This window comes from Demequina maris (assembly GCF_000971155.1).
GTDB classification, from domain to species: domain Bacteria; phylum Actinomycetota; class Actinomycetes; order Actinomycetales; family Demequinaceae; genus Demequina; species Demequina maris.
On the sequence record NZ_BBLX01000001.1, the window covers coordinates 289,590 to 315,534 of the forward strand.

The window sequence follows — 25,945 nt, forward strand, 5'->3', positions numbered from 1 at the left end:
GGCCACCGGGCCCCCGTGCTCACGCCGCGGCATCGAGCACCTCCGAGCCGGCCCGGCCGGACCCGACCGCGGCGACGGCGGCCTGGACCCGCCACGCATCCACGTCGAGCAGGGCGATCCCGGCCACGACAACCTCGGACCGCGCGGTGCCGGCGCGCAGCTGCGCGGCCGCCTCGGCCTCGATCAGGGCATGGTGGCGCGACTCGGCGCGCCACAGGTCGTGCGGCCCGTCGACGCCGTCCAGCACCGTCGCCACCCGTCCGGGCAGCGCCGCCGCGAGCGACCCGAGGTCGTCAGCACGCTCCCAGCCGCCTCCGAGCAGGGGGCGCAGCCGTCTGCGGAGGACGGCCGCGGGCACGGTCCGGCCGACGGCCACGATGCGGGCGGCGAGCAGGGCGGCGCCGCGGGCCGCCCACGTGCGGGCCGCCGGAGAGGCACTCGCCCGGCGCTCGAGCGACGCGGCGGCGAGGATGTCCGCGAGCTGCGCCTCGTCCTCGTCCGGCACCTCGCCCCACGCGCTGCGCGCCAGCAGCGATCGCAGCTCGTCCGGGCCCTCGGCACTGCTCAGGAGCGTCCAGGAGGTCTCCATCGCACCGAGGTCGTACGGGCGTTCGCGGGCGCCGCCGCGGAGCTCCCGCATCCGCATGAGGATGTTGTCGCGCTCGAAGTCCGCGGCGGCCGCGCGCATCAGGCGGGTGCCGCCTGCGGGCGCCCATCCCGCGAGCACGCGCAGCTGCCACAGCAGCGTCTCGCGCGCCGCGCGCTGGAGTCCCTCGGGCGTCGACGGTCCCACGACCCGGGCACCGTAGCTCCAGGAGCGCATCAGCTCCGCCGCCTCGTCGAGCGTCGGCGCCGCCGCGAGCCGGGCGGCCCCCTGCGGCCCCGCGCGGCCCGCCGCCAGCGCGCGCACGCGCACCGCGGCGCCGACCCACGCGGCGCTCACGAGGTCCCTCGCAACCCGGCGGCGAGCCGGTTGACCACCGCGTCGGCCGCCTCGTCGATCCGGGGCGAGCGCGAGGCGAGCAGGGCGTCCGCGCGCGCCTGCGCCTCCTCGAGCAGCCGCGCGTCCGCGGCCTCCGCCGCGTCCCGCACCGCCGCCGCGGCGACCGCCTCACGGCCCGGCGCCTCGGCGCGCGCCGCGGCGATGACCTCCGCACCCGCGGCACGTGCCCGTGCGACGCGCTCCTCGGCGCTCGCCTCACCGGATGCGGCGAGCGCGGCCGCGGCGGCGAGGTCCTCGTCGAGCGCGGCGAACACGGGAGCGAGCTCGAGCGCGATCCCCGTGCGTGCGGCGGCATGCGCGGCAGACTCAGCCGCGCCTCCCGGCGCCGTCGCCGGGCGGAAGCGGTCGAGGATCTCCTGCCAGCGCATCTCTCTTCCTCGCGCGAGCGGCGACGCGGGCGTCCCGGTCGCCCATCTTCTTCGAATCTACCCCCGGCGCGCGGTCCCGCGAGGGTCAAGAGTCCTCGTACGGGCGCGCGAGCGCGTCAGTTCGCGACGGGCGAGAACGTGTCGTACTGCTCGATGACGAACCGGATGCGGTCGATCGCGTCGGCGTCGAGCCCGGCGTCGCCGGTGACCTGGTGGAGGCCGTCGACGGCGAGGTTGCCGTACTTGTGTCCCGCATCCTCAGGCACCGCCGTCGACAGGATGAGGTCGACGACGCCCTGGAACGCCGTGACCACCGGGATCCACACCATGTCGTCGCTCACGGACTCCGAGCGCTGGCCCGGCTTGAGCCATTCCGGCTCGGCCCAGATCACGCGCGGGCCGATCCACACGATGGGGTCGTTGCCGTGCTGCAGGTACGCGAGCCGCGTGGAGTCCCACGCTCCCCCGAGCGTCTCGAGCCCGCCCCAAGCATCGGCCCACCGCACGTGCTCGCCGTCGTCGAGCACCGGCAGGGTGTACGGGCTGCCCTCGTCGCGGGCGTCCTGCTCCTGGCTCCAGATCGGCGTGAACGACGGCGTGCCGGCCAGCACCGCACCCTCGGTGGAGGCGAGCAGGTCCGCCGCGTCGTCGTAAGCGGCCTGGATCCCGAAGCTTCCGAGGCTGAGCCCATACACGACCAGCTGCGGCCGATCGTCCTCGGGGAGCGTGGCCCACCACTCTGTGACGGCGTGGACGAGCGCGGACGTGCCGTCCTGCGACAGGTCGGGCGTGAGCAACGCGGACACCGGGCTGCCGGTGGCGCCGTACTGCAGCGCGACGAGGGCGGTATCGCCGGCGTGCAGGTACTCGAAGCCGTCGATCGCGGCCGGGTCCAGCCACCCGGAGCCCGTGGTCCCGGCGATCATCAGCACCGAGCGGTCCGCGGCCCCGGTGCGCTCGAGCTCGTCGACCGCGAGCTGGGCCCGCTCCTCGAACGTGCCGGGCACGTCGACGCCGACGTACACGCGGACCGGCTCCTCGGCGGGGACGCCGGTGACGAGCTCTATCTCGGCGGCGGTCGGTCCTCCGGCCACGACCTTCACACCGGCCTGCCCGAGCTCCTCCCACGCGACGAGGCTGTCGGGGCTGCCCGAGCGGAGCGGGCTGGTCGGCTGGGCGTACTCCGGGTCGTACTGCCGGTTCGCGTGCTGGGAGGCGAGCGTCAGCAGCAGCGACAGCGCCGACAGCCCGAGCGACGCCACGACCAGCATCGCCACCACCGTGGTGGCGCCGGAGGCGACCGCGGCGAGCCGCGGGCGGGTCTCACGCCCGGGCATGCGGGGCGAGATGAGCGCCCACAGGCGGCGGTAGCCGGCGGCGACGCCACGACCGATGGCGAACGCGAGCCACGAGCCCGCGGCGAACCCGAGCGCGGCGACCAGCCAGTCGAATCCGTTCGTGTCGGGCATCCCCACGGCCTCGCGCACCGAGTTCTGCCAGCCGAGCGCGAACGGCATGATCACCGCGGCGCCGGCCAGGCCGATGAGGGCCACGATCCACGCGCGCGCCTCCGCCGCATCGGGCAGACGTCCCGGTGACAGCCGGGCGATGCCCCTCCACAGCAGCACGCCCACGCCGTAGCCGACCGCGAACGCGAGCCCCGACACGAGGCCCTGGCCCCACGCGGGCCGCGGCAGCAGCGACGGCGTCAGCGACACCGCCATGGCGACCAGGCCGACCGTCGCTCCCGCGACGTCCAGCCGTGAGCCGATGCGCACCACACGGATCACAGCGTCCTCCCTCGTTGCGCCCACAGTAGCGGCGGGCGAGCGGGAGCCCGGACGGCGCCGCGCCTACGACCGCGGGTGCGCGAGCAGGAAGTCGATGAGGTCCGGGACGACGTCGGGCTGGAAGTCCATCGTGTGGTCGCCGCCCTCGACGGTCCAGAGCTCGAGCCCGATGCCGGTCGGGCAGCCCGAGACGGCCGACACCTCCGTCTCGTCGCCGGGCACCGACGAGTCCGCATCGCGGCTCTCACCCGTCGGCGCGAGGCTGCCCTCGCACCCGTCGTAGGCCGCCCAGGCGGCCACCGACTCGGGGGCCGACGGGTAGGCCGCGTCGATGTTCGCGCCGCCGTCGAACGCGATGATCTCGTCCGCGGTGCCGTGCACCTCGACCAGGCTCACCGGCTCCGAGGGTGCGCAGTCCTGCGGATCCAGGTAGGTGGCGCCCGCGATGCTCACGATCGCCGCGACCGTGTCGGCGTGGTCGCACGCGAGCCGGTAGGCCATGAAGGCGCCGTTGGACACCCCGAGCGCCACCACCCGGTCCTCGTCGACCCGGTAGTCGGACGCGACCTGGGCGATCACCGCGGCGAGGTAGCCCGAGTCGTCGACGTCGATCCCGCCGGCGTTGCAGCAGGCGTCGGTGGCGTTCCAGAAGCGTTCGCCGTCGGCGTCGACCGTGCCGTCGGGCGCGACGTAGAGCACGCCCCGCTCGTCGGCCAGGGCGGACACGTCGTAGATGTAGGCCAGCTCCTCCCCCGTCATCCCGTAGCCGTGCAGCAGGACCAGGAGCGGGGCCGCCTCCGAGCCGTCGTAGGACGGCGGTACGTGGACCTCGTACGGGCGGTCGGCGAGCGGGCCCGCCTCCGCGGGCGAGGGCGCCTCGTCGACGCCGTCACCACCGCCGCAGGCGGAAGCGAGGAGCATCGCAGCGGCCGCGAGCGCCCACCACCGTCGCGGTCGGCCCCGGCGCGACCGCGCGTGCTGTCCGCGCGACGACCCCACCTCTCGATCGTAGGACCGAGCCACGCGCCGGGACGGGGCGCCCGGGAATACCGCGGCGCATCGTCCCGGTTGCCCTGAACACGACGGGCCGGCACGGGCGCCGGCCGCGGGGACGGGAGGGCGGTCATGAGCGAGGTACCCGACGCGTCGGACGTCACGCCCCTGCTCAGCAGCCCGCTCGGGACCGAGGACGCGCTGCGCGCCGTGCCCGGCGAGGACGGCCGCACCCCGCTCGTGCTGGTGCTCGGCGCGACCGGCTACATCGGGGGCCGGCTCGTGCCGCGCCTGCTCGCCGGCGGTTATCGCGTGCGGACGCTCACGCGGTCCGGCGCGCGCGTGGCCGCCCTGCCGTGGGCGGACGACGTCGACGTGGTGGAGGGCGACGCGGCGGACGTCGGCGCGATGGACCGCGCGATGGACGGCGTCGACCTCGTCTACTACCTCGTGCACTCGATGCACAGCGGCCGCGACTACGGCCGGCTCGATCGGGCCATCGCCCTCACCGTCGCGAAGGCGGCGGCGGCGCACCGGGTCGGGCGCATCGTCTACCTCAGCGGTCTCCATCCCGAGGGCGTCGAGCTGTCGGCGCACCTGGCGTCGCGCCAGGAGGTCGGCGACATCCTGATCGCCTCGGCCACGCCGACGCTGGTCCTCCAGGCGGGCGTGGTGATCGGCTCGGGGTCCGCGTCGTTCGAGATGATCCGGCACCTCACGGAGGTGCTGCCGTACATGCCCGCGCCGCGCTGGGTGCGCAACCTCATCCAGCCGATCGCGGTGCGAGACGTCGTGTACTACCTGCTGGCGGCCGCGCGGGCCGAGGGCGATCTCAACCGCGAGTACGACATCGGCGGGCCGGACGTGATGCGGTACTCCGAGATGATGAACGGCTACGCCGAGGTGGCGGGGCTGCCCCGGCGCGGCATCACGGCGCTCCCGGTCCTCACCCCCAGCCTCGCGTCGCACTGGGTGGGGCTCGTCACCCCGGTGCCGCGGCAGATCGCGCGCCCGCTGGTCGAGTCGCTCCTGCACTCGTGCGTGGTGAAGGACGATGCGATCGACGCGTTGATCCCGCCGCCGCCGGAGGGGCTGACGGGCTACCGCGACGCGGTGCGGCTCGCGCTGGGCCGTATCGAGATCGACCAGGTGGAGACGAGCTGGGTCGACGCCCGGGTCACGGGCGCGCCGAGCGACCCGATGCCGAGCGACCCGGAATGGGCGGGGCGGACCGTCTTCCAGGACGCACGCCGACGACGCACGACGGCGGACCCCGACGCCGTGTGGCGCGTGATCGCGCAGATCGGCGGCGCGACCGGGTGGTACTCGGCCTCCGTGCTGTGGGCGACGCGAGGCCTGCTCGACCGCGTGACGGGCGGCGTGGGCGCGCAGCGGGGGCGGCGGACACTCGCTCAGGTGACCGAGGGCGACGCGATCGACGTGTGGCGGGTCGAGCGGGTCGAGCCCGGACGGCTGCTGCGGCTGCGTGCCGAGATGCGGGTGCCGGGCAAGGCCTGGCTCGAGCTCGGTGTCGATCCGAGCGCGGACGGCTCGGAGTACTGGCAGCGCGCCGTGTTCTTCCCCCGCGGGCTCACCGGGCGGCTCTACTGGCTCTCGATGCTGCCCTTCCACGGCCTCGTCTTCAGCGGCATGGTCAACCGCATCGTCGCGGAGGCCGAGCAGGCACCGGCCGCCGACGCGTGAGGCACCCGACGGGTCACGGGCGCCCGGGTGCCGCCCGCTCCCGTGTGCCACGATGAGGATGACGGCCGGGAGGGATACGTGACGGACTATCCGAGCATCGAGGACCACGGCCTGATCGGCGATCTCCAGACGGCGGCGCTCATCGCGACCGACGGCACGCTGGACTGGTTCTGCGCCCCCCGCTTCGACTCGCCGAGCATCTTCGCCTCCCTGTTGGACGCGGAGCGGGGCGGGCACTGCCGGATCCGCCCGACGGTCGACGACTACGTGACGCGCCAGCTCTACCTGCCGGACACCGCGATCCTGGTCACCCGGTTCCTCACCGACGACGGGGTGGGCGAGGTCGTCGACTTCATGCCCGTGGTCGGTACCGAGCCGACCGCGCGGCACCGCATCGTGCGCCTCGTCCGGGTGGTGCGCGGCACCATGGAGTTCACCGGCGAGATCCAGCCGCGCTTCGACTACGGACGTGTGGGGCACACCCTCGACAACCTGAGCGAGGACGGCGCCGTCTTCACCGCCGGCGACCAGTCCCTCACGGTGCACCGCATCGGCGACGTCGTCATGCACGGCGACCAGCGCGCCGGCGGCATGGTGGCGGAGGGCGACGGCCTGCGCCTCACCGGGACCCTGCACGAGGGCGACGTCACCGGCGCGGTGCTCGAGACCGGCGGGGCCGCGCCCGCCCGGGTCGCGCCGGACGAGGTCGAGGCGCTGCTGCGGGAGACGAGCCGCTTCTGGCGCGAGTGGAACGGACGCTCCACCTATCGCGGTCGCTGGCGCGAGACGGTCGCCCGCTCCGCCATGACGCTGAAGCTCATGACGTACGCGCCCACCGGCGCGCTCGTCGCGGCCCCGACCGCCGGCCTGCCCGAGCAGGTCGGGGGTGAGCGCAACTGGGACTACCGCTACACGTGGGTCCGCGACGCGTCGCTGTCGGTGCACGCGCTGCTGGGCCTCGGCTACACGGAGGAGGCCGCCGCCTTCGGGGTGTGGCTCATGGACCGCGTGCACGAGAGCGTCGGCGAGCGGTCCGGGCCGCTCAAGATCATGTACCGCGTCGACGGCACGTGCGACCTCGTCGAGGAGAGCCTCGACCACCTCGACGGATACAAGGGATCGCGCCCGGTCCGCATCGGCAACGGCGCCTCCGACCAGGTCCAGCTCGACATCTACGGGGAGGCGCTCGCCGCGCTGTTCGTGGCCGCCGAGGCCGGGCTCGAGCTCTCCCACGCGGGCTGGAGCCAGCTCACCGCCCTGCTCGACTGGGTGAGCGAGCAGTGGGACCAGCCGGAGGAAGGCATCTGGGAGACGCGGGGCGGCCCGCAGAACTTCACCTACGGCCGGGTGATGTGCTGGATCGCCCTCGACCGCGGCATCCGGCTCGCCCGCCTGCACGGCCGGCCCGCGCCGCTCGACGCGTGGACCCAGGCCCGGGACGCCATCTACCGGCAGGTGATGGAGCGCGGCTGGGACGGCGGCCGCGGTGCCTTCGTCCAGCACGACCGCACCGACGTGCTCGACGCGTCCCTGCTGCTCATGCCGATCCTGGGCTTCGTCGCGCCGCTCGACCCCATGTGGCTCTCCACGCTCCGCGCGATGAAGGACGAGCTCGTCTCGGACAGCCTCGTGTACCGCTACAACCCGGCGGCCTCCCCGGACGGCCTGGCCGGCTCGGAGGGCACGTTCACGCTGTGCTCGTTCTTCTACGTCGACGCGCTCGCCCGGTCGGGCTTCCTCGAGGAGGCGGAGCTGACGTTCGGCAAGATGCACACATACGCCAACCACCTGGGCCTCTACGCCGAGGAGATCGGCCTGACGGGCGAACAGCTCGGGAACTTCCCGCAGGCCTTCAGCCACCTCGCGCTCATCAACGCCGCGATCGTGCTGGACCGCCAGCTCGACCAGGAGCAGGACCTCGTGGGACCGACCGTACGCGAGGCGATGCGGCGGCTCGACGAGCCGGGACGCGGTGACGGTTCCTGGCGGGTGCCGGGGACGGACGACGGCGCGTAGCGGGCGCCCTCAAGTCGCCGATGCGCCGGTCTCGCAGCGCGCCTTGAGCCCGTTGGCCTCGTTCGCCAGGTAGCGGTCGGTCAGCCCGCGGTAGAGCCTTCCCATGATCGCGCCGAGGGCGCCGGACTGCGCCACGGCGAGGCGGACGCGGGCGCCGCCGCCGGGCAGCGGCTCGACCTGGTGCGTGGCGGTCGTCACCAGTCCAGGACGCGTCGCCACCCAGGTGAACCCGGATCCCGCGATGAGGTCGGTGACGACGTACTCCGCATCGGCGAGCCTCGGCTGCACGACGGTCGCGCGGCTTCCCACCGCGAAGGCGCCCTCGTCCGCGCGCCGCACCGAGGTGACCGTCGGGGTCCACTCTGGCCATCGAGCGACGTCGCTCAGCACCTCCCACACGCGGGCGGGCGGGGCCGCGATGTCGATCGACGCGCTCCGGGTCACGTCTCGATTGTCGCGCCGCGCCCGCCATCCGTCGAGAACTTGCACGCCCGCTGACGAGGGTGCGCGGCCCGCGCATCGTCCCTCATGCCTCCTGAACGCCTACGGTGGTGTCATGACCTCCGATGACGCCTCCGCCGAGGCCACCGACGGACCCACCCAGACCTTCGCCGATCTGGGCCTCGACGGGCCGATCCTTAAGTCCCTCAAGTCCGTCGGCTACGAGACGCCGTCCGCCATCCAGGCGGAGACGATCCCCCTCCTGCTCGAGGGCCGCGACGTGGTCGGGCTCGCGCAGACCGGCACGGGCAAGACCGCGGCCTTCGCGCTCCCAATCCTCGCGCGCCTCGACAAGGGCCAGAAGGCGCCGCAGGCGCTCGTGCTCGCCCCGACGCGCGAGCTCGCGCTCCAGGTCTGCGAGGCGTTCGAGCGCTATGCCGCCGACCTCAAGGGCGTCCACGTGCTGCCCGTGTACGGCGGCCAGGGCTACGGCGTCCAGCTGTCGGCGCTGCGGCGAGGCGTCCACGTGGTGGTCGGCACCCCCGGGCGCATCATGGACCACCTCGACAAGGGCACGCTCGACCTGTCCGAGCTCAAGTACCTGGTGCTCGACGAGGCCGACGAGATGCTCAAGATGGGCTTCGCCGAGGACGTCGAGACGATCCTCGCCTCCACGCCCGACGACAAGCAGGTCGCGCTGTTCTCGGCCACGATGCCGGCCCAGATCCGCCGCCTGTCCCAGCGCTACCTCCACGATCCGGCCGAGATCACGGTCAAGCGCAAGACGACCACCTCGTCCACGATCACCCAGCGCTACCTCATCGTGTCGTACCAGCAGAAGATGGACGCGCTCACGCGTCTCCTCGAGGTCGAGAACTTCGAGGCGATGATCGTGTTCACGCGCACCAAGAACGACACCGAGACGGTCGCCGAGCGCCTGCGCGCCCGCGGCCTCGCGGCGGCGGCGATCAGCGGCGACGTCGCGCAGGCGCAGCGCGAGCGCACCATCAAGCAGCTCAAGGACGGCAAGCTCGACATCCTGGTCGCGACCGACGTCGCCGCGCGCGGCCTCGACGTCGACCGCATCAGCCACGTCGTCAACTTCGACATCCCCATCGACACCGAGTCGTACGTCCACCGCGTGGGCCGCACGGGCCGCGCGGGCCGCACGGGCGACGCGATCAGCTTCATCACGCCGCGCGAGCGTCGCCTCCTCACGGCGATCGAGAAGGCGACCCGCCAGCCCCTCACCGAGATGCACTGGCCGTCCGCCGATGAGGTCAACGCGACCCGGCTCGCGCGCTTCGACGACTCGATCACGTCGGCGCTCGAGCAGAGCGACCGCATCAGCCGCTTCCGCGACATCATCGCCCACTATGTCGAGCACCACGACGTGCCCGAGGCGGACGTCGCCGCTGCGCTCGCGGTGGTCGCGCAGGGCGAGACTCCGCTGCTGCTCGACCCGGCGGACGAGCCCAAGCGGCAGTCCTTCGCCCCCGACCGCCGGTCGCGCGACGAGCGCGGCGACCGACGGGACGATGCGCGGGGCGGCGGGCGCGAGGACCGCGGCAGCCGCGCGTCGCGCGCCCCGGGCGAGGGCTTCACCGCCTACCGCATCGAGGTGGGCAAGCGTCACAAGGTCGAGCCCCGCCAGATCGTGGGCGCGCTCGCGAACGAGGGCGGCCTGTCGCGCGGCGACTTCGGCAAGATCACGATCCTGCCCGAGTTCTCGCTCGTCGAGCTCCCCTCGACGCTGCCGCCCTCGGCGCTGGACCGGCTGAGCGGGACCCGCATCTCGGGTCGCCTGATCGACATCCGGCCCGACGGCGGGGGGCCGTCGCGGAGCGGCGGGTCTCGCGGCAGGCGCGACGGCGGCGGCTACGGCGACCGTGACCGCGGCCGGCGGGACGACCGCGGGCCGCGCAAGCCGCGGCGGTACTAGCCCGCAGGGTCGCTCCACCCCGCGCCGGCGGGCGCTCGCTAGCATCGCCCCATGGGGGACATGACGGTGGAGGCCGCCGTGGCGGCGACGCCCGCGACGCGTGACCGCTACGTCGACCTGGTCCGCGTGGGATCGCTGCTCGGCGTGGTGCTGGGCCACTTCGCGATGGCGGCCGTGGTGCTCGACCACGCGACCGGGACCGTCGAGGTCGCGAACGTCCTCGAGACCGCGGCGTGGACGCGCCCGCTCACCCTCGCGTTCCAGGTGATGCCGCTGTTCTTCGTGGTCGGCGGCTTCGCGCACGCGACGTCCTGGCGATCGCTGCGCGCGCGGGGCGGGGGCTACGCCGACTTCGTGCACGCGCGCATCGGTCGACTTCTCCTGCCCACGGCCGTGTTCGTGGGGGTCTGGCTCGTCCTCGGCGCCGCCGTCGAGCTGCTCTGGCCCGACTCCCCCGCGACGGCGCCGCTGCTTCAGATCTCCGGCCAGCTGCTGTGGTTCATCGGGATCTACCTCATCGCGGCGGCCTTCGCGCCCGCCCTGCTCGCGGCGCACGACCGCTGGGGCGGGTGGACCCTCGCCGTCCTCGTGGGGGCCGCTGTGGCCGTGGACGCGTTGCGGCTGGCGGCCGGGCTCGACGGGGTGAAGTGGCTCAACTTCGCGTTCGTCTGGCTCGCGATCCACCAGCTCGGTTTCTTCTACGCCGACGGCGTCGCGGAGCGGGTCGGTCCGCGAAGGCTCGGGGGGACGATGCTCGGGCTGGGCACGGCGTCGCTGGCCGCCCTGGTGGCGTGGGGACCGTACGGCTGGTCGATGGTCTCGTACGACGGCGAGCCCCTGTCGAACCTCGCGCCGCCGACGGTCGCCCTGCTGGCGTTCGCGTGCGCCCAGGCGGGGCTCGCGCTGCTGCTGCGCGAGCCGGCCCGGCGCCTGCTCGAACGGCGCCGCGTCTGGACGTTAGTGGTCGCCGGCGGCGCGGTGGCGATGACGGCGTTCCTGTGGCATTTCACCGCGCTCGTCGCGGTGCACGCGGGCCTCTGGGGCGTGGGCGTGGACCTCGCGGGCGACCCGACCGCCGCACCGTTCTGGTGGGCCAAGCTCGCCATGCTTCCCGCGTTCCTCGCCCTCGTCGCCGTCCTGGTGCTCGCGTGGCGGCGCTTCGACCGGCCGCCGGGGCGCACGGACCTGGCGGGGCCGTCGGCGTGGCGCGCGTGCGTCGCCGGCCTCTCGGTCGCGTGCGCGATCGTGGGCATGCTCGGTTTCGCGGTGGTCGGATTCCGCGGCGTCACGACCGGATACGTGGGCCACGTGGCCGTGCTGCCGATGAACGTGTGGGCCGCGGCGGGGCTGACCGCCGCGGCGATCGCGCTGTCGCGGCTCGCGGTGGCGGCACCGGCGCGGCGGCGGTAGCGCTCTCGACCCTCACAGCTCGTCGAGCAGCTCGCGCACCTGGGCGACGACCGCCACCTGCGGAGGCGTGTCCTCCCAGATCTCGATGTGCTCGCCGCCCTCGACGAGCACGACCTCGGCGTCGTAGCCCGCCGCGCGGAGCGCATCGGCGAAGTCCTCGGAGGCGCTCAACGGGATGTCGAACCAGGAGAAGTCCTCGGCGTCACCATGGAGCAGGCGCAGCACCAGATCGGGGTTCCCGCCGATCTGCGCGTACGGATCCGCGGCCTCGTCGCCCGGAGGGTCGAGCGGCGCGCGGTCGTTCGTGTAGTCGACGGTCGCGACGTCGTAGGGCCCCTCGTAGCCGACGAAGGCGTCGGGAAGCCGGTCGGCCTCCGCCCCGACCGCGCAGCCGTCGAGATGAGCGGCGCCGCCGAGCGCGGCCGCTGCGCCGATCCCGGCGCCGAGCGAATGCCCGACGTACACGACCCTGGCGGTGTCGCCGCCGTGCGCGGCCGCATCGTCCACCGCGACGCTGATCGCGCAGGCGAGGCTGTCCACGGCCTCCTCCGCGGGCCCGACGCCGGACGGCCACTCCACGTTGTAGGTGAGCGCGCCGCCCGCGGCGATCCCGGTGGCCCAGTCGCTCACGGCCGAGCGGTGCTGCACCGAGCCGTGCGCGAGGATGACCACGGGCCAGCTCCCGTCGTCCGCCGGACCAATGATGGTCATCTCCCGCAGCACCGATGCCGGCTCGGTGTAGCCCAGCGTGCGCGGCTCGGCGAGCTCGCAGCCCTCGGTGGGGCACGCGGACGGGCCTTCCTGAGCCGAGCAGCCCGCCGCGCACAGGAGGCCTGCGGCGATCGCTACCGCTGTCATGCCACGCATCGGCCACCCCCTGCCGGCGGCGGGTCCCCCTCCTTCCATCCTGGCACCGCGAACCCCGCCTCGCGCGGCCTCGGCGGCACCCCTCGGGGGCCGTCAGCGGTCGAGGAGCCCGTCCTGGTCGAGGACCTCGGCGGCGGCGGTGATGGTCTGCTCTCCGCCGTCCCACGTCACGTTGACGACGACCTCGTCTGCGAGGTCGGCCACCTCCGCCAGGTAGTCGCCGGCGCCGTCGAGGTGCCGCGTGTCCTCGAACTCGATCCCGACCGCGCCCTCGGACGGCACCTCGTCGCGAGGCGTGTCGGCGGGATAGATGCGGTCGACGCCGTCGACCGGAAGCGTCGCCGCACCTGCCGGCATGTACGCGTCGAGCGCATCGTCGAGGACGACGGCCACGGCCACGTCATCCAGCACGACATCCGTGACGTTGACGACCGTGCCGCCGATGCGGAGCGCCGGGCCCTCGTCGGTGGCGACGATCGCCACCGTCGGGTCGGTGAGCTCGAAGGCGTTCGCGTCGCTCGCGGCGCTCGAGCACCCCGCCAGGACAACCGCTCCGACGACCACGATCGTCCGCGCCGCGCGCCGCTCAGATCCCACCATGATGCCCCCGTCCCGCGCGCGGTCCTCGATGACGACGTCGCTGGTAGCGGGAGCATATCGCCCCGGGAGCCCGCTCGCGCGGGCGGCCGCACCGGCGTGCCGTCTGGACCGCGATCGAGTCCGGCTCCGCCGGCGCGACGATGGCGCCGGCCTCGAGATCTGGATCGGGACGGTTCACCACGGGCACCTCCTGCGTCGCCGCCGGGTCGGACACGCCCGGCCAAGGACGAAAGCCCCGTCGGCGCGCATCTTTTGACGGTCTGCCAGGGCGCACGTACGTTGAGGAGAAATCCGCGCGACGCCGCGCCGTTCCAGCGAGGAGCGCCGCCATTCCTGACACCGGCCTGATCCTCATCATCGGAGACGACCCCGCCTGCGCCGCGGAGCTGCAGGAGGTCGTCGAGGCCGGCGGCTACGCGGTCACCACCGCGGCCGGCAGCGCCTTCGCGATCGACGCCGTCATGCGCGTCTCCCCCGACCTCGTCATGGTCGATCCGAGCATCTCGGGCGTCCACCCGTCCACGTTCATCCGTGACCTCAAGGCGAACCCCCGCACGCAGGACACCCCCGTCATCCTCATCGCCAACGCGGACGACCCGACCTCGCGCGCGCTCGGACTCGAGGCGGGCGACGACCTGATCAGCCGACCCTTCGACCCCCGCGAGGTGCTCGCGCGGGTGGAGCGCCAGGTCACCGTGTCGAAGGTGCGCATGGCGCTGCGCGAGTCGGAGGCGAAGTTCAGGTCCGTGATGGAGTCCGCCATCGACGCGATCATCTCGGCGGACGCCCGCGGACGGATCCGGTCGTGGAACACGGCCGCGGCGGCGCTGTTCGGCTACACCGAGGACGAGGTGATCGGACGCCCGCTCGAGCTCATCATCCCGCCGACCTACCGGCAGCAGCACCGTACCGGCGTGGACCGCGTCTCGGGCGGCGGCGAGACCCATGTGATCGGCAAGACGGTCGAGCTCTCCGGGCTGCGCGCGAACGGCACCGAGTTCCCCGTGGAGCTGTCGCTCGCGACCTGGTTCCTCGACGACTCGCGCTACTACACCGGCATCATCCGCGACATCAGCGAGCGCAAGCAGGCCGAGGAGAAGTTCCGGTCCGTGACCGAGTCGGCGATCGACGCGATCATCTCGGCGGACCACTCGGGCGAGATCATCAGCTGGAACAAGGCCGCCACCAGGATCCTCGGCTACACGGAGGACGAGGTGGTCGGGCACCGGCTCGAGATGATCATCCCGCCACGGTTCCACGAGGCGCATCGCGCGGGCATGGCACGCTTCACCGCGACCGGCGAGGCGCACGTGATCGGCAAGACCGTCGAGCTCGCCGCGATCCACCGGTCCGGCGAGGAGCTGCCGATCGAGCTGTCGCTGTCGACCTGGACGGTGCGGGACACGCGCTACTACACAGGCATCATCCGCGACATCCGCGAACGCAAGCGCGCCGAGGACGCGCTGCGTACCAGCGAGGCCGAGCTGCGCGAGCGCACCGAGGAGCTCGGGCGCAAGAACGATGCGCTGGTGGAGACCCTGGCCCGGTTGAACGAGATGCAGGACCAGCTGGTGATCCAGGAGAAGATGGCCTCGCTGGGCAAGCTCAGCGCCGGGATGGCGCATGAGATCAACAATCCAGCGGCGTCCGCGCAGCGCGGAGCGGCTCAGCTCCGTGCGGCCTTCACGCGGCTCGACCGGATCCACCGGCGGCTGTGCGCCGTCGGTCTGACCCCGCCCCAGCACGCGGAGATCGATCGGCTCGACACCCTCATCGTCGACCGGGCGCTGCGTCCGGCGGAGCTCAACGCCGTCACGCGCAGCGATCGCGAGGAGCAGCTCGAGGAGTGGCTCGAGGAGCTCGACGGCGAGGTCGCCGGCGACGTGGCCGCATCGCTCGTCAGCCTCGGGTTCACCACCGAGGACCTGGAACGACTCCGCTCCACCTTCGACGATGCGGCGATGCCGACGGTGGTCGAGTGGGTCGGCTTCACCTACACGGTCCATTCCCTCTTCTCCGAGATCGCCGTCGGCACGAGCCGGATCGTCGAGCTGGTGAAGGCGCTGAAGACCTACACCTACATGGACCAGGCACCGGTGCGGGAGACGGACGTTCGCGAGGGGCTCGACAACACCCTGATCATCCTGCACAACAAGCTCAAGAAGGGCGTGACCGTCGTGCGGGAGTACGAGGAGGCCCTTCCCCGGATCCAGGCGTTCGCGAGCGAGCTCAACCAGGTGTGGACCAACATCGTCGACAACGCCGTCGACGCCATGAACGGCGAGGGACGGATCGTCGTGCGGGCGTTCCACCGCGACCCGTGGGTGGTGGTGCAGATCGAGAACGACGGCCCCGTGATCCCCCGCGAGGTCAGGTCGCAGATCTTCGACCCGTTCTTCACCACGAAGGGCCCCGGTGAGGGAACCGGCCTCGGTCTCAACATCTCGAGGTCGATCGTCGTGCAGAAGCATCACGGCGAGATCGATGTCACCTCGCGGCCAGGCCAGACCTGCTTCGAGGTCAGGCTCCCGGTCGACTACACGCCGCCGGAGCTCTAGGGGTTCACCATGGCCAAGCCGATCATCCTCGCCGTCGACGACGAGCCGCACGTCCTGAACGCCGTCGCGCGCGACCTCCAGGAGCGCTACCGCGGCGACTACCGCATCGTGAAGGCGCTGTCCGGGCAGGAGGCCCTCGAGGCGGTCCAGGAGTTCAAGCGGCGCGGCAACGCGGTCGCCCTGTTCGTGGTGGACCAGCGGATGCCGGGGATGAGCGGCGTGGAGCTGCTGACCGAGGCCATCACGTTCTATCCCGACGCGAAGCGGGTGCTGCTGACGGCGTACGCCGACACCAACGCAGCGATTGCCAGCATCAACGAGGTCGCCCTCGACTACTACCTGATGAAGCCGTGGGATCCTCCCGAGGAGCAGCTCTACCCCGTCCTCGACGACCTGCTGGACGGCTGGGCCGCGGACGTCCCGGTGCCCTACGACGGCATCAGGGTGGCGGGCACGCTGTGGTCGCCTCGCTCGCACGCGGTGAAGGAGTTCCTCGCGCGCGGACAGATCCCGTACCAGTGGCTCGACATCGAGAAGGACGACGAGGCGCGCGCCCTCGTCGAGGCGTCCACCGGGGACCGGAGCGTGGTCCCCGTGCTCTTCTTCCCCGACGGGACCCTGCTCGAGGACCCCGACCTGCACGTGCTGGCCGACAAGGTGGGGCTGCGGACGCCGGCGCTCAAGCCGTTCTACGACCTCATCGTCATCGGCGCCGGCCCCGCGGGCCTCGCGGCCGCGGTGTACGGAGCCTCCGAGGGACTGCGCACGGTGGTGGTCGAACGGGAGGTCCCGGGGGGCCAGGCGGGGACGAGCGCGCGCATCGAGAACTATCTGGGATTCCCCCAGGGCATCGGTGGGGCGGACCTCGCGAGGCGCGCCGCGACCCAGGCGAGGCGGCTCGGCGCGGAGCTGCTGGTCGCGCAGGAGGTCACGGGGGTGCGCCTGGAGGGGCCGTACCGCATCGTCACGCTCGACGACGGCAGCGAGCTTCGCTGTCATGCGCTGCTGATCGCGACCGGGGTGACCCTCCGGACCCTCGACGTCCCCGGGCTCGAGCCGCTGCTCGGCGCATCGGTCTACTACGGCGCGGCCACATCGGAGGCGTCGAACTACCGCGACCGGGACGTGCTCGTCGTCGGGGGCGCGAACTCCGCGGGGCAGGGCGCGCTGTTCCTGTCGAGATTCGCGCGCAGCGTCACCATCCTGGTGCGCAAGCACTCGCTCCGCCACAGCATGTCCCAGTACCTGATCGACCAGATCGAGCGCACGCCGAACATCGCGGTGAGACCGAGCACGGAGATCAGCGCCGTCACCGGCGACGCGCGTCTCGAGACCGTGACCCTCGTGGACCGTGGGGCCGGAGAGAGCACGACGATGCCGGCCGACGCGATCTTCATCTTCGTGGGCGCGGTCGCGCGGTCGGACCTGGTCGCGGACCTCGTCGAGCTCGACGCCGCGGGCTTCGTCCTGACCGGACAGGACCTGATCGCGGGCGGCAGGCGCCCGCGCGGCTGGCACCTGCAGCGTGACCCGCTGCTGATGGAGTCGAGCGTCCCGGGCATCTTCGCCGCGGGCGACGTGCGACACGACGTGGTGAGACGCGTCGCGTCCGCCGTGGGCCAGGGCTCGGTCGCGGTGAGCGCGGTGCACCGGTACCTCGAGACCGTCTAGGAGGGCGCGCTCCCGGCGCGGTCGGCGGGCCGGGGTCGGCGACGGTGTCGGGGCTATCGACGCGCGAGGATGTCCCGCCAGTCCTCCGGCACGCGATCCGCGGGCCCGGGAGCGGGCTGATCCTCCGGGTGGCTCGTGGGCTCGGCGAGCGGCGGCCCCTCGAGGAAGGCCTCGCCCGGGTAGTCCCAGCACCAGTCCTCCCCGGGCTCGTAGCTCTGGACCACGGGGTGGCCCGTCGCGGCGGCGTGCCGGCGGGCGTGGGTGCTCAGCGATCCGTCGCAGCACCCGACATGACCGCACCGGGCGCAGCGCCGCAGGTGCCACCACCAGCCACCGGTCTGCTCGCACTCGAGGCAACCGGGCCCGCTCGGCGGCACGGTGGTGTCGAAGGCATCAGCTGCTCCGGTCGGCATCGCATCCTCCTCATCGAGTGGCGCCCCACGGCAGAACACGTGGCCGCCCACCCCGCAGGCGCAGAGTCGGGCGGACCGCTGATGACGAGGGTAGCCAGTCGCGTCCTTCCTTGGGCGGCGGGCCGAGACGGGAGGCCGGAGAGCATCGCACCGGACCTCGCTCCGTCTCCCCGCACCGCTGCGACGGCTCGCACCCGAGGGTCCGAGCCGCCGCAGCGGTCCAGGGTGCGCGAACGCGCGTCAGTCGCAGAACCCGTCCGCGGCCAGGGCGCGCGCCAGCGCGTTCTTGCCCTGACCCTTGTCGTCGAAGGACTGGACCAGCGGGCCGACGTCGACCGCCTTGTGGATCTGGCCGAAGCAGGCGGCGTCGGCGGGCGCGGCGTTCGCGGTGCCTGCGAAGCCGACCACGGCGAGAGCGGTGATGAATCCGGTGGCGATGATGCGCTTCATTGGGCTTCTCCTTCCATCGGCGGTCGCCCGGTGCGACCGCTTCACCCCGTACTTCCGACGGAGGCGGCCGTTTGGATGCAACCGCCGCAGATTCTGCTCTGAGCGAACACTCGCGCGATGCGGCGGAACCCGCGCCAGCAGTACTGCGCCGTGCGGTCGTGCCGGGCACCACGAGGACCGCGAGACGGTCCGCCGTGGCGCCTCGCCGCGGCAGGCGTGCGACCATCGTCAGCAGCGCACGATGCGATGGACCATCAGGAGGATCCACGTGGCAGCAGTGGGAACGGAGAGCTCTGAGCTCGTGGCGTCGCAGATCTCGCGCGCACTCGAGGCGCTCGCGGGACGCAGCATCGCGGTCCTCACCGGCGCGGGCGTGTCGACCGACTCCGGCATCCCCGACTACCGCGGCGACGGTTCCCCTCGGCGCACGCCCATGACGTTCCAGGAGTTCACGGGCGACGAGGCGAAGCGACGACGTTACTGGGTCGGTTCGCACCTGGGCTGGAGGTCCTTCTCCTCCACGCGCCCGAACCGCGGGCATCGCGCTCTCGCCGCGCTCGAGGCCGCTGGCACGGTCACCGGCCTGGTCACCCAGAACGTGGACGGGCTCCACCTACGGGCGGGCTCGCGCGCGGTGGTGGAGCTGCACGGGGACATGCGGAGCGTGTCGTGCCTCGCGTGCGGCACCCGCTTCCCTCGCGAGCTGGTCGCCAGGCGGCTCGAGCGCGACAACCCGGCGCTCGCGCTCCCCGATGGTGTCGCGCTCGGACCCGACGGCGACGTGCTGCCGCAGTCGTGGGAGGACGTCACGGTGCCCGACTGCACCGTGTGCGAAGGGATCCTCAAGCCCGACGTGGTCTTCTTCGGGGAGCTCGTGCCCGCCGCGCGGACCCGCGTGGCAGAACAGGTCGTCGACGATGCGGAGGCCCTCCTGGTCGCGGGATCGTCGCTCGCCGTGAACTCCGGTCTCCGGCTCGTGTCGCGCGCTCATCGGCGCGGGTCGCCGATCGTGATCATCAACCGCGGCGGCACCAAGGGCGACGGCCGTGCCGACGTCAAGATCGACGCCGGCACCACAGAGACCCTCGAGGCTCTCGCGTCCGCGTTGATGTAGACGGTCCGTGACGACCCGGCCGCGGCGCCGCTCCCGGTCGGCGACGCGGGCGGTGTCGCCGGTACCATCGACCGAGTGCCCGACACCCCCGCCCCCGCATCCGCCCCGCACGTCATCGATCCCGCGGACCTCGAGGTCACGCTGCGGGTGCTGGCGGCGCTGAGCGACGTGGACGAGGACGATCCCGACTTCACCGCCGTGCGCAACGCGACCGCGAGCATGATCAAGTCCGTCAAGCGCGCGCGTCGCCGCGAGCGCCGCAACGCCATCAACGTCGCCGACTCCGCCATCGTCGCCGCGACCGCGACCGGGGCGGCGGACCGGATCGACGACGAGACGCGGGGGCTGACCCTCACCGCGCGCGCCGCCGCGCCGACGGTCGGCGACTACGTCAAGGCGCGCCCCTGCTACATCTGCAAGCAGAAGTACACGCAGGTCGACGCGTTCTACCACCAGCTGTGCCCCGCGTGCGCGGAGACAGGACACGCCAAGCGCCACGCACGTGCGGATCTGCGCGGCCGTCGCGCGCTGCTCACCGGCGGTCGGGCCAAGATCGGCATGCACATCGCGCTGCGTCTCCTGCGTGACGGCGCGGACCTCACGCTCACCACCCGGTTCCCCCGCGACGCGGTGCGCCGCTTCGCGGCGATGCCTGATGCGCCCGAGTGGCTGTCGCGCCTCACCGTCGTCGGCATCGACCTCCGGGACCCGGCCCAGGTGGTCGCTCTCGCGGACTCGGTCGCGGCGCACGGACCGCTCGACATCCTCATCAACAACGCGGCGCAGACGGTGCGTCGCTCCCCCGGCGCCTATGCGCCGCTCGTGGACGCCGAGAACGCACCGCTCGCGCCGGGCCTCTGGCAGGAGGGCTCCGGACCGAGCCTGCTGACCTTGGGTCGCACCCACGACGCGCACCCCGTGAGCATCGAGGCCTCCGCGACGGCGCACCCGCTCCTCGCCTCGGCGCATGCGGCGGAGACCGGCGTGCGCGAGGCGCAGCGGCTCACCGACCTGGCACTCGCCCCGGGGTCGTCGTCGCTCGAGCGGCTCGCCGACGGCACGGCCATCGACGCCGGCGGGCTGGTGCCCGATACCCACGACACCAACTCGTGGGTGCAGGCGGTCGGCGAGGTCACCCCGCTCGAGCTGCTCGAGGTGCAGCTGTGCAACTCGACCGCGCCCTTCATCCTCATCAACCGCCTGCGCCCATCCCTGGCCGCCGCGGCCGCCGCATCGTCCACCGGCCGCTCCTACGTGGTCAACGTGTCCGCGATGGAGGGCGTGTTCGAGCGCGGCTACAAGGGCCCCGGCCACCCCCACACCAACATGGCGAAGGCGGCGCTCAACATGCTCACGCGCACCAGCGCGCGGGAGATGTTCGAGACGGACTCGATCCTCATGACCAGCGTCGACACCGGCTGGATCACCGACGAGCGTCCCCACCCCACCAAGGTGCGGCTCGCCGAGGAGGGCTTCCACGCACCGCTCGACCTGGTCGACGGCGCAGCTCGGGTCTACGACCCCGTGGTGCGCGGCGAGGCGGGCGAGGACCTCTTCGGGGTGTTCCTCAAGGACTACGCGCCGTCGAAGTGGTGAGCGCATGATCCGCCTCCCCGCGCCGGGCCAAAGGGTGGTCGTGCGCTACGTCCTGCCCACCGGCCAGGCGACCGATGCGCTCGGTGACCTCGTGAGCGTGACCGCCGAGGAGGTGGTGGTGGAGACCAAGCGCGGCACCGCGCGGATCGTCGGCGACACCATCATCGCGGCGAAGGAGGTGCTGCCGGCGCGCGAGTGACTGCGCGCTGGGGTGATCGCCGCCCGCGCCTGCGTCGCCACGGTCGCGCAGCGTTCGAGGTCCCGCTCTCCGCCGCGCACGTGTGACAGATTGGCGGGGTGAGCGAATCCTCCCTGGTGGCACCTGCAGAGGCCGTCCGTGTCGCAGCGGAGAACCGCGCACGCCGCAGGCATGTCGCTGCGCAGCTTGAGACCGCCGCGACTCTGGTCGCCACGCGACGGGATGAGCTGGCCGAGCTCGAGCGCACGCTGCAGGCGGAGCGCGCGGATGTGGGCCGTCTCGAACAGCTGTCGCTGACGAGAATCTGGGCGGCCCTGCGCGGAGACACCGCCGATCGCCTGGCCGTCGAGAGGGCCGAGGCTGACGCGGCCTCGCTGGCCGTGGCCTCAGCGCAGAGACGGTTCGACAGCGCCCATCGCGAGTACACCAAGGTGCGTCGCGAGCACGATGGGTTGAGCGGTGTCGACCGCGCGTACACCGATGCGCTCGCCGAGTACGAGTCCGCGCTCCGCGCGGCTGGAGGACGCGGTGCGGCGGAGCTGACGACTATCGCCGAGGACCTGGGCACCGCTGGCGCGCGTCGGCGCGAGATCACGGAGGCCGTCGGCGCGCTGCAGGACACCCGGCAGGCGCTCGGCCGCGCACTCGAGAGCCTGGACAGTGCGGGAGGCTGGTCGACGTACGACACCTTCTTCGGGGGTGGGTTGGTGGCCGACATGGTGAAGCACTTCAAGATCGACGCCGCCACGGAGGCCTTCACACGGGTGAATCGCGCGCTCGAGCGGCTGTCGGTGGAGCTGGCGGACATCGGGGTATCCGCGCTCGACGGTGTGGACATCTCGACCACGCTGGCGGTGTTCGATGTGCTGTTCGACAACATCGTGAGCGACTGGATGGTGAGGGATCGGATCGCGCAAGCCAGGTCGCGCGCCTACGATCTGCGCGATCGCCTCGCTGATCTGGCCGACGAGCTCGCCGCTCACGCGCGGGACAACGCTGCCGGCATCACCGCGCTGCTCGCGCGACGCGAGGAGATTCTCACCGCGGTCTGACGGGGCGTCCGAAGACCGTCCACGGCTAGGCTTTCACGGTGATCGGCCCCCACCCCCGCATCGTCCCCACGCGCATCCGTACGCGCCCGCTCGCCCTTGCCCTGGCGGCTCGGTGCGAGGACGGCGATGTGATGCGGTGAGCGCGATCTTCGACGCGCTGCGGCGCTGGCCCGATGTCGAGGCGCCGGACCTGGTCGCCGTCGACGCGGCGGATCGATTGATCCTGGACGAGTCCGCAGAGCGGCGCGCGTCCGCCCTGCCAGGCGACATCGTGGTGATCAACGACTCCTACGGCGCGCTCACCCTCGGGGCGGCCCATGCCGGCGCGAGCGGGATACGCACGCACATCGACGCGATCACCGGCGAGCGCGCGCTCGAGGCCAATGCCTCGCGCGTGGACCTCAGCGGCCACTTCCGCTCCGTCCCTCTCGACGCTGAGCTGGTGAACGGGGCTCGGATCGTCCTGCTGCGCCTGCCCCGCACCGTCGACGCGCTGCGCGACATCGCCGGCCTGATCGCCGCGCATGCCGATCCGAGCGTGGTGGTCTTCGCGGGCGGGCGCCTGAAGCACATGTCGGTGTCGATGAACGCGGTGCTGCGCGAGAACTTCGGGCAGCTGGATATCAGCCATGCCCGGCAGAAGTCGCGGGTGCTCATCGCCCGCGCGCCCCGGGATGGCCGAGACCCCACTCCCGCCGCCGCTCATGTCGATGGTCTTGAGGTGCGCGCGTTCGGCGGTGCCTTCGCTGGGGCGCGGCTCGACATCGGAACCCGGCTGCTCCTCGAGAACCTCCCCGACGCACCCGTCGGCGGGACGCCGGATGATCCCCTCATCGATCTGGCCTGCGGCACGGGGATCATCGGTGCGTGGATGGCGACGCGGTATCCCGGCGCGCACGTGCACTCGTGCGATCAGTCGTCCGTCGCGGTCGCGTCGGCGCACGCGACGATGCTCGCCAACGGCATCGAGGACCGCGTCACGGTGGTGCGCGACGACATGCTGGGCGCCAGGCCTTCCGCCAGCGCGTCCTTCATCGCGTTGAACCCGCCGTTCCACTCAGCCGCGGCCGTGACCGACCTCATCGCGCCACGGATGTTCGGAGACGTGGCCAGGGTCCTGCGCCCCGGGGGTCAGCTCTGGTGCGTGTGGAACTCCGGACTCAGGTATCGGCCGCTGCTCGAGCGCGCGATCGGCCCCACCGAGCAGGTCGCCCGCAACGCCAAGTTCACCGTCACCGTCTCGACGCGTCGATGAGCCTGCGATGAGGGGCCGTGCCCTACCAACAAGAAAAGTCCTGGCAACCCGTGAGTTACCAGGACTTTCCGCTTGCTACACGTCGGGCTGACAGGATTTGAACCTGCGACCCCCTGACCCCCAGTCAGGTGCGCTACCAAGCTGCGCCACAGCCCGTGACAGCCCGATAACTATATCGGAATCCGACGGCGCCGCTGACCACTTCCGCCCACTCGCGGAAAGAATCCCCCGGATAACTTGGTCACCCCTGGATCCGCCGACACGCACGACCCCTCCCGCGAAACCCCAGGCAGCCCCTACTATCGCGGTACTGCTCAACGACGAGGAGAACCGTGCTCGACACCGCCATCATCGGCGCCGGTCCCGCGGGCCTGGCCGCCGCCCACGCGCTCAAGGAGCGCGGGCTCCCCTACACGCACCTCGAGCGCCACACGGCCGTGGGCGGGCTGTGGGACATCGACGCCCCCGGCACCCCCATGTACGAGTCCGCGCACTTCATCTCCTCCAAGACGCTGTCCGGCTTCCCGTCGTTCCCCATGCCCGACGACTACCCCGACTACCCGGACCACCGGCAGATCCTCGCCTACCTGCGCGCCTTCGCCTCAGAGAACGACCTCGACGAGGGCATCGAGTACGACACCGCGGTCGAGCGGGTCGAGGCGACCCCCGAGGGCTACCGCGTCACCCGTGCGGACGGGCGGGCCACCGAGCACGCGCACGTGGTCATCGCCTCGGGCGTGCAGTGGATCCCGAACATCCCCGACCTGCCCGGCACCTTCGACGGCGAGATCCGCCACACCGTCACGCACCGCAGCGCACGCGAGCTCGAGGGCCGCCGCGTGCTGGTGGTGGGCGCGGGCAACTCCGGCGCCGACATCGCGTGCGACGCCGCCCGCTCCGCCGACCACGCCGTCATCAGCCTCCGGCGCGGCTACCACTTCATCCCCAAGCACGTCTTCGGCGTCCCGTCCGACGTCTTCGCGGACGGCGGTCCCACGATGCCGATGTGGCTCGAGCAGCGCGTCTTCGGCGCCCTGCTGCGCGTGCTCAACGGCGACGTCACGCGCCTCGGGCTGCAGAAGCCCGACCACAAGGTCTTCGAGACGCACCCGCTGATGAACACGCAGCTGCTGCACCACCTGGGCCACGGGGACATCACCGCCCGCCCGGGCATCGCGGACGCCGCGGGCACCACCGTCACCTTCACGGACGGCACCCAGGAGGAGGTCGACCTCATCCTGCTGGCCACCGGCTACCAGCACGCCGTGCCCTACGCGCCGGAACTCGTCGGCGACGGCCCGCAGACCGACTTCTACCTCACCGCGTTCTCCCGCCATGCCGGCCTATACGGCCTCGGCTTCGTCGAGACCAACGGCGCCGCCTACGTGCTCATGGCGCAGCTCGCGGCGATGGTCGCCCAGCACATCGAGGACCGCACCGCGCGCCCTGCACGGTGGCGCGAGTTCGAGACGCTCATCGCCACGGACACGCCGGATCTCACGCGCGGCATCCGCTTCGTCGACTCGCCCCGCCACGCGGGCTACGTCGACGGGGTCGCCATCACCAAGTACCTCGAACGCACCGCGAAGCGCATGGGCTGGAGCATCCCGTGAGGCGGCGGATGGACCTCACGGACCGCATCGTCGTGGTCACCGGCGGCGCGGGCGGCATCGGCAGCGCCTTCGGAGCGCTCGCCGCAGAGCGGGGCGCACGCATCGTCGTGGTCGACGTGCGGGACGATGCGGCGGCCGCGGCCGTCGCGTCCCTCCCGGGCGACGAGGGCCGGCACGCCGCCGAGTCCTGCGACCTCACCGATCGCGCGCAGGTCGAGGCGCTGCTCGCGCACATCGGCGACCGGCACGGCCGCATCGACGTCCTCGTGAACAACGCCGGCATGACGAGCGCCGACCGATTCGACGTGCGCTCGGTCGAGAGCATCGAACGCGAGCTCGCCGTCAACCTCACGGCTCCCCTGGTGCTCACCCGCCTGGCCGTGCCGCTGCTGCGCGCGTCCGACGACCCGCGCGTCCTCACGACCGTCTCGCTCGGCGGGATCTTCCCGCTCGGCGAGACCCCCATCTACACGGCGTCCAAGTTCGGGCTGCGCGGCGCGATGCTGTCGATCGGCCTCGACCTGCGCGACAAGGGCATCACCGTGAGCTCGGTGCTGCCGTCCGCGACCGACACCCGCATGCTGCGGCAGGAGGCGCTCGAGGGCGGCAACACGCTCCAGTTCCAGGACCCGCCGCAGTCCCCCGCGCACGTCGCGCGCACCATGATCGGCCTGCTCGACCGGCCCCGGCTCGAGGCGTATCCGCGCACGAGCGAGTCGTGGCTCGTGCGCGCGGCCATGCTGGTCCCGGACGCCCTGCCCCGGCTCATGCCGCTGTTCCGCGGCAAGGGCGAGCGCGGGCAGGAGCGCTACCTGCAGGGCCTGCGCGAGCGCGGGCTCATCGCGACCGTCGACGGCGTCGAGCAGGCCGTCGACGGCTGAGCCGCCGGC

General features: G+C 72.6%; 22 protein-coding genes and 1 tRNA gene. 13 read left to right on the forward strand and 10 right to left on the reverse strand.

Annotated elements, in window-relative coordinates; translation table 11 throughout:
* Positions 1 to 19: 19 nt before the first annotated feature.
* From AOM02_RS01385 to AOM02_RS01400, 4 genes are all read right to left on the reverse strand, one after another.
* Positions 20 to 943, reverse strand: coding sequence for a V-type ATPase subunit (locus AOM02_RS01385; RefSeq protein WP_062295849.1), 924 nt, complete (start codon positions 941 to 943; stop codon positions 20 to 22).
* The gene (locus AOM02_RS01390; protein ID WP_062295852.1) at positions 940 to 1,371 is read right to left on the reverse strand and encodes a hypothetical protein; all 432 of its coding nucleotides are present in this window, start codon (positions 1,369 to 1,371) and stop codon (positions 940 to 942) included. Before AOM02_RS01390 ends, AOM02_RS01385 begins: the two co-directional genes overlap by 4 nt.
* Before the next feature lie 116 nt (positions 1,372 to 1,487).
* The gene (locus tag AOM02_RS01395) at positions 1,488 to 3,161 is read right to left on the reverse strand and encodes an alpha/beta-hydrolase family protein (RefSeq protein ID WP_062295859.1); all 1,674 of its coding nucleotides are present in this window, start codon (positions 3,159 to 3,161) and stop codon (positions 1,488 to 1,490) included.
* Between the two features lie 63 nt (positions 3,162 to 3,224).
* On the reverse strand, positions 3,225 to 4,082 hold the full coding sequence (locus AOM02_RS01400; RefSeq protein ID WP_062295861.1) for a CE1 family esterase: 858 nt from the start codon (positions 4,080 to 4,082) through the stop codon (positions 3,225 to 3,227).
* Positions 4,083 to 4,286: 204 nt separating this feature from the next.
* On the opposite strand from AOM02_RS01400, the gene AOM02_RS01405 reads away from it, so the two are divergent.
* On the forward strand, positions 4,287 to 5,858 hold the full coding sequence (locus tag AOM02_RS01405; RefSeq protein ID WP_062295864.1) for an SDR family oxidoreductase: 1,572 nt from the start codon (positions 4,287 to 4,289) through the stop codon (positions 5,856 to 5,858).
* 78 nt (positions 5,859 to 5,936) lie between these two features.
* A complete protein-coding gene (locus AOM02_RS01410; protein ID WP_082104807.1) occupies positions 5,937 to 7,874 on the forward strand; it encodes a glycoside hydrolase family 15 protein in 1,938 nt (645 codons plus the stop codon).
* A gap of 9 nt (positions 7,875 to 7,883) precedes the next feature.
* On the opposite strand, the gene AOM02_RS01415 is transcribed toward AOM02_RS01410, so the two are convergent.
* Complete coding sequence (locus AOM02_RS01415; RefSeq protein WP_062295867.1) at positions 7,884 to 8,318, reverse strand: SRPBCC family protein; 435 nt, start codon at positions 8,316 to 8,318, stop codon at positions 7,884 to 7,886.
* A 112-nt stretch (positions 8,319 to 8,430) separates the two neighbouring features.
* On the opposite strand from AOM02_RS01415, the gene AOM02_RS01420 reads away from it, so the two are divergent.
* Together AOM02_RS01420 and AOM02_RS01425 are read left to right on the forward strand one after the other, a co-directional pair.
* The gene (locus tag AOM02_RS01420) at positions 8,431 to 10,257 is read left to right on the forward strand and encodes a DEAD/DEAH box helicase (protein WP_062295872.1); all 1,827 of its coding nucleotides are present in this window, start codon (positions 8,431 to 8,433) and stop codon (positions 10,255 to 10,257) included.
* A gap of 51 nt (positions 10,258 to 10,308) precedes the next feature.
* Complete coding sequence (locus AOM02_RS01425) at positions 10,309 to 11,667, forward strand: acyltransferase family protein (protein WP_082104808.1); 1,359 nt, start codon at positions 10,309 to 10,311, stop codon at positions 11,665 to 11,667.
* Between the two features lie 12 nt (positions 11,668 to 11,679).
* On the opposite strand, the gene AOM02_RS01430 is transcribed toward AOM02_RS01425, so the two are convergent.
* Together AOM02_RS01430 and AOM02_RS01435 are read right to left on the reverse strand one after the other, a co-directional pair.
* Positions 11,680 to 12,525 carry an alpha/beta hydrolase family protein gene (locus AOM02_RS01430; protein WP_156156026.1) on the reverse strand — a complete coding sequence of 282 codons (846 nt, stop codon included), beginning with the start codon at positions 12,523 to 12,525 and terminating at the stop codon, positions 11,680 to 11,682.
* 102 nt (positions 12,526 to 12,627) lie between these two features.
* A complete protein-coding gene (locus AOM02_RS01435; protein WP_062295881.1) occupies positions 12,628 to 13,134 on the reverse strand; it encodes a hypothetical protein in 507 nt (168 codons plus the stop codon).
* Between the two features lie 140 nt (positions 13,135 to 13,274).
* Between AOM02_RS01435 and AOM02_RS01440 the strand changes: the two genes are divergently transcribed.
* The gene (locus AOM02_RS01440) at positions 13,275 to 15,692 is read left to right on the forward strand and encodes a PAS domain S-box protein (RefSeq protein ID WP_082104809.1); all 2,418 of its coding nucleotides are present in this window, start codon (positions 13,275 to 13,277) and stop codon (positions 15,690 to 15,692) included.
* Between the two features lie 9 nt (positions 15,693 to 15,701).
* A complete protein-coding gene (locus AOM02_RS01445) occupies positions 15,702 to 17,363 on the forward strand; it encodes an FAD-dependent oxidoreductase (RefSeq protein WP_062295885.1) in 1,662 nt (553 codons plus the stop codon).
* A gap of 53 nt (positions 17,364 to 17,416) precedes the next feature.
* Here the strand turns inward: AOM02_RS01445 and AOM02_RS01450 are convergent, their stop codons facing one another.
* Positions 17,417 to 17,776, reverse strand: coding sequence for a UBP-type zinc finger domain-containing protein (locus AOM02_RS01450; RefSeq protein ID WP_062295887.1), 360 nt, complete (start codon positions 17,774 to 17,776; stop codon positions 17,417 to 17,419).
* A 240-nt stretch (positions 17,777 to 18,016) separates the two neighbouring features.
* Entirely contained in the window at positions 18,017 to 18,226 is a 210-nt protein-coding gene (locus AOM02_RS01455) for a hypothetical protein (protein ID WP_062295889.1), read from the reverse strand.
* A 268-nt stretch (positions 18,227 to 18,494) separates the two neighbouring features.
* On the opposite strand from AOM02_RS01455, the gene AOM02_RS01460 reads away from it, so the two are divergent.
* The 5 genes from AOM02_RS01460 to AOM02_RS01480 all read left to right on the forward strand — a co-directional run bounded on the left by AOM02_RS01460 (position 18,495) and on the right by AOM02_RS01480 (position 23,442).
* A complete protein-coding gene (locus AOM02_RS01460; protein ID WP_228373746.1) occupies positions 18,495 to 19,340 on the forward strand; it encodes a Sir2 family NAD-dependent protein deacetylase in 846 nt (281 codons plus the stop codon).
* 75 nt (positions 19,341 to 19,415) lie between these two features.
* Positions 19,416 to 20,936 (forward strand): SDR family NAD(P)-dependent oxidoreductase, encoded by a 1,521-nt coding sequence (locus AOM02_RS01465; protein WP_062295893.1) that lies wholly within the window; start codon positions 19,416 to 19,418, stop codon positions 20,934 to 20,936.
* Positions 20,937 to 20,940: 4 nt separating this feature from the next.
* Complete coding sequence (locus tag AOM02_RS01470; RefSeq protein WP_062295895.1) at positions 20,941 to 21,135, forward strand: putative acetyltransferase; 195 nt, start codon at positions 20,941 to 20,943, stop codon at positions 21,133 to 21,135.
* 98 nt (positions 21,136 to 21,233) lie between these two features.
* Positions 21,234 to 22,187, forward strand: a complete 954-nt coding sequence (locus AOM02_RS01475) for a hypothetical protein (protein WP_062295897.1) — start codon at positions 21,234 to 21,236, stop codon at positions 22,185 to 22,187.
* 136 nt (positions 22,188 to 22,323) lie between these two features.
* A complete protein-coding gene (locus tag AOM02_RS01480; protein WP_062295899.1) occupies positions 22,324 to 23,442 on the forward strand; it encodes a class I SAM-dependent methyltransferase in 1,119 nt (372 codons plus the stop codon).
* Between the two features lie 82 nt (positions 23,443 to 23,524).
* Here the strand turns inward: AOM02_RS01480 and AOM02_RS01485 are convergent.
* Positions 23,525 to 23,598, reverse strand: a tRNA-Pro gene (locus AOM02_RS01485).
* 176 nt (positions 23,599 to 23,774) lie between these two features.
* On the opposite strand from AOM02_RS01485, the gene AOM02_RS01490 reads away from it, so the two are divergent.
* The gene (locus AOM02_RS01490) at positions 23,775 to 25,055 is read left to right on the forward strand and encodes a flavin-containing monooxygenase (protein ID WP_228373747.1); all 1,281 of its coding nucleotides are present in this window, start codon (positions 23,775 to 23,777) and stop codon (positions 25,053 to 25,055) included.
* On the forward strand, positions 25,052 to 25,936 hold the full coding sequence (locus AOM02_RS01495; protein ID WP_156156027.1) for an SDR family NAD(P)-dependent oxidoreductase: 885 nt from the start codon (positions 25,052 to 25,054) through the stop codon (positions 25,934 to 25,936). The genes AOM02_RS01490 and AOM02_RS01495 overlap by 4 nt, the downstream gene beginning before the upstream one ends.
* Positions 25,937 to 25,945 lie beyond the last annotated feature (9 nt).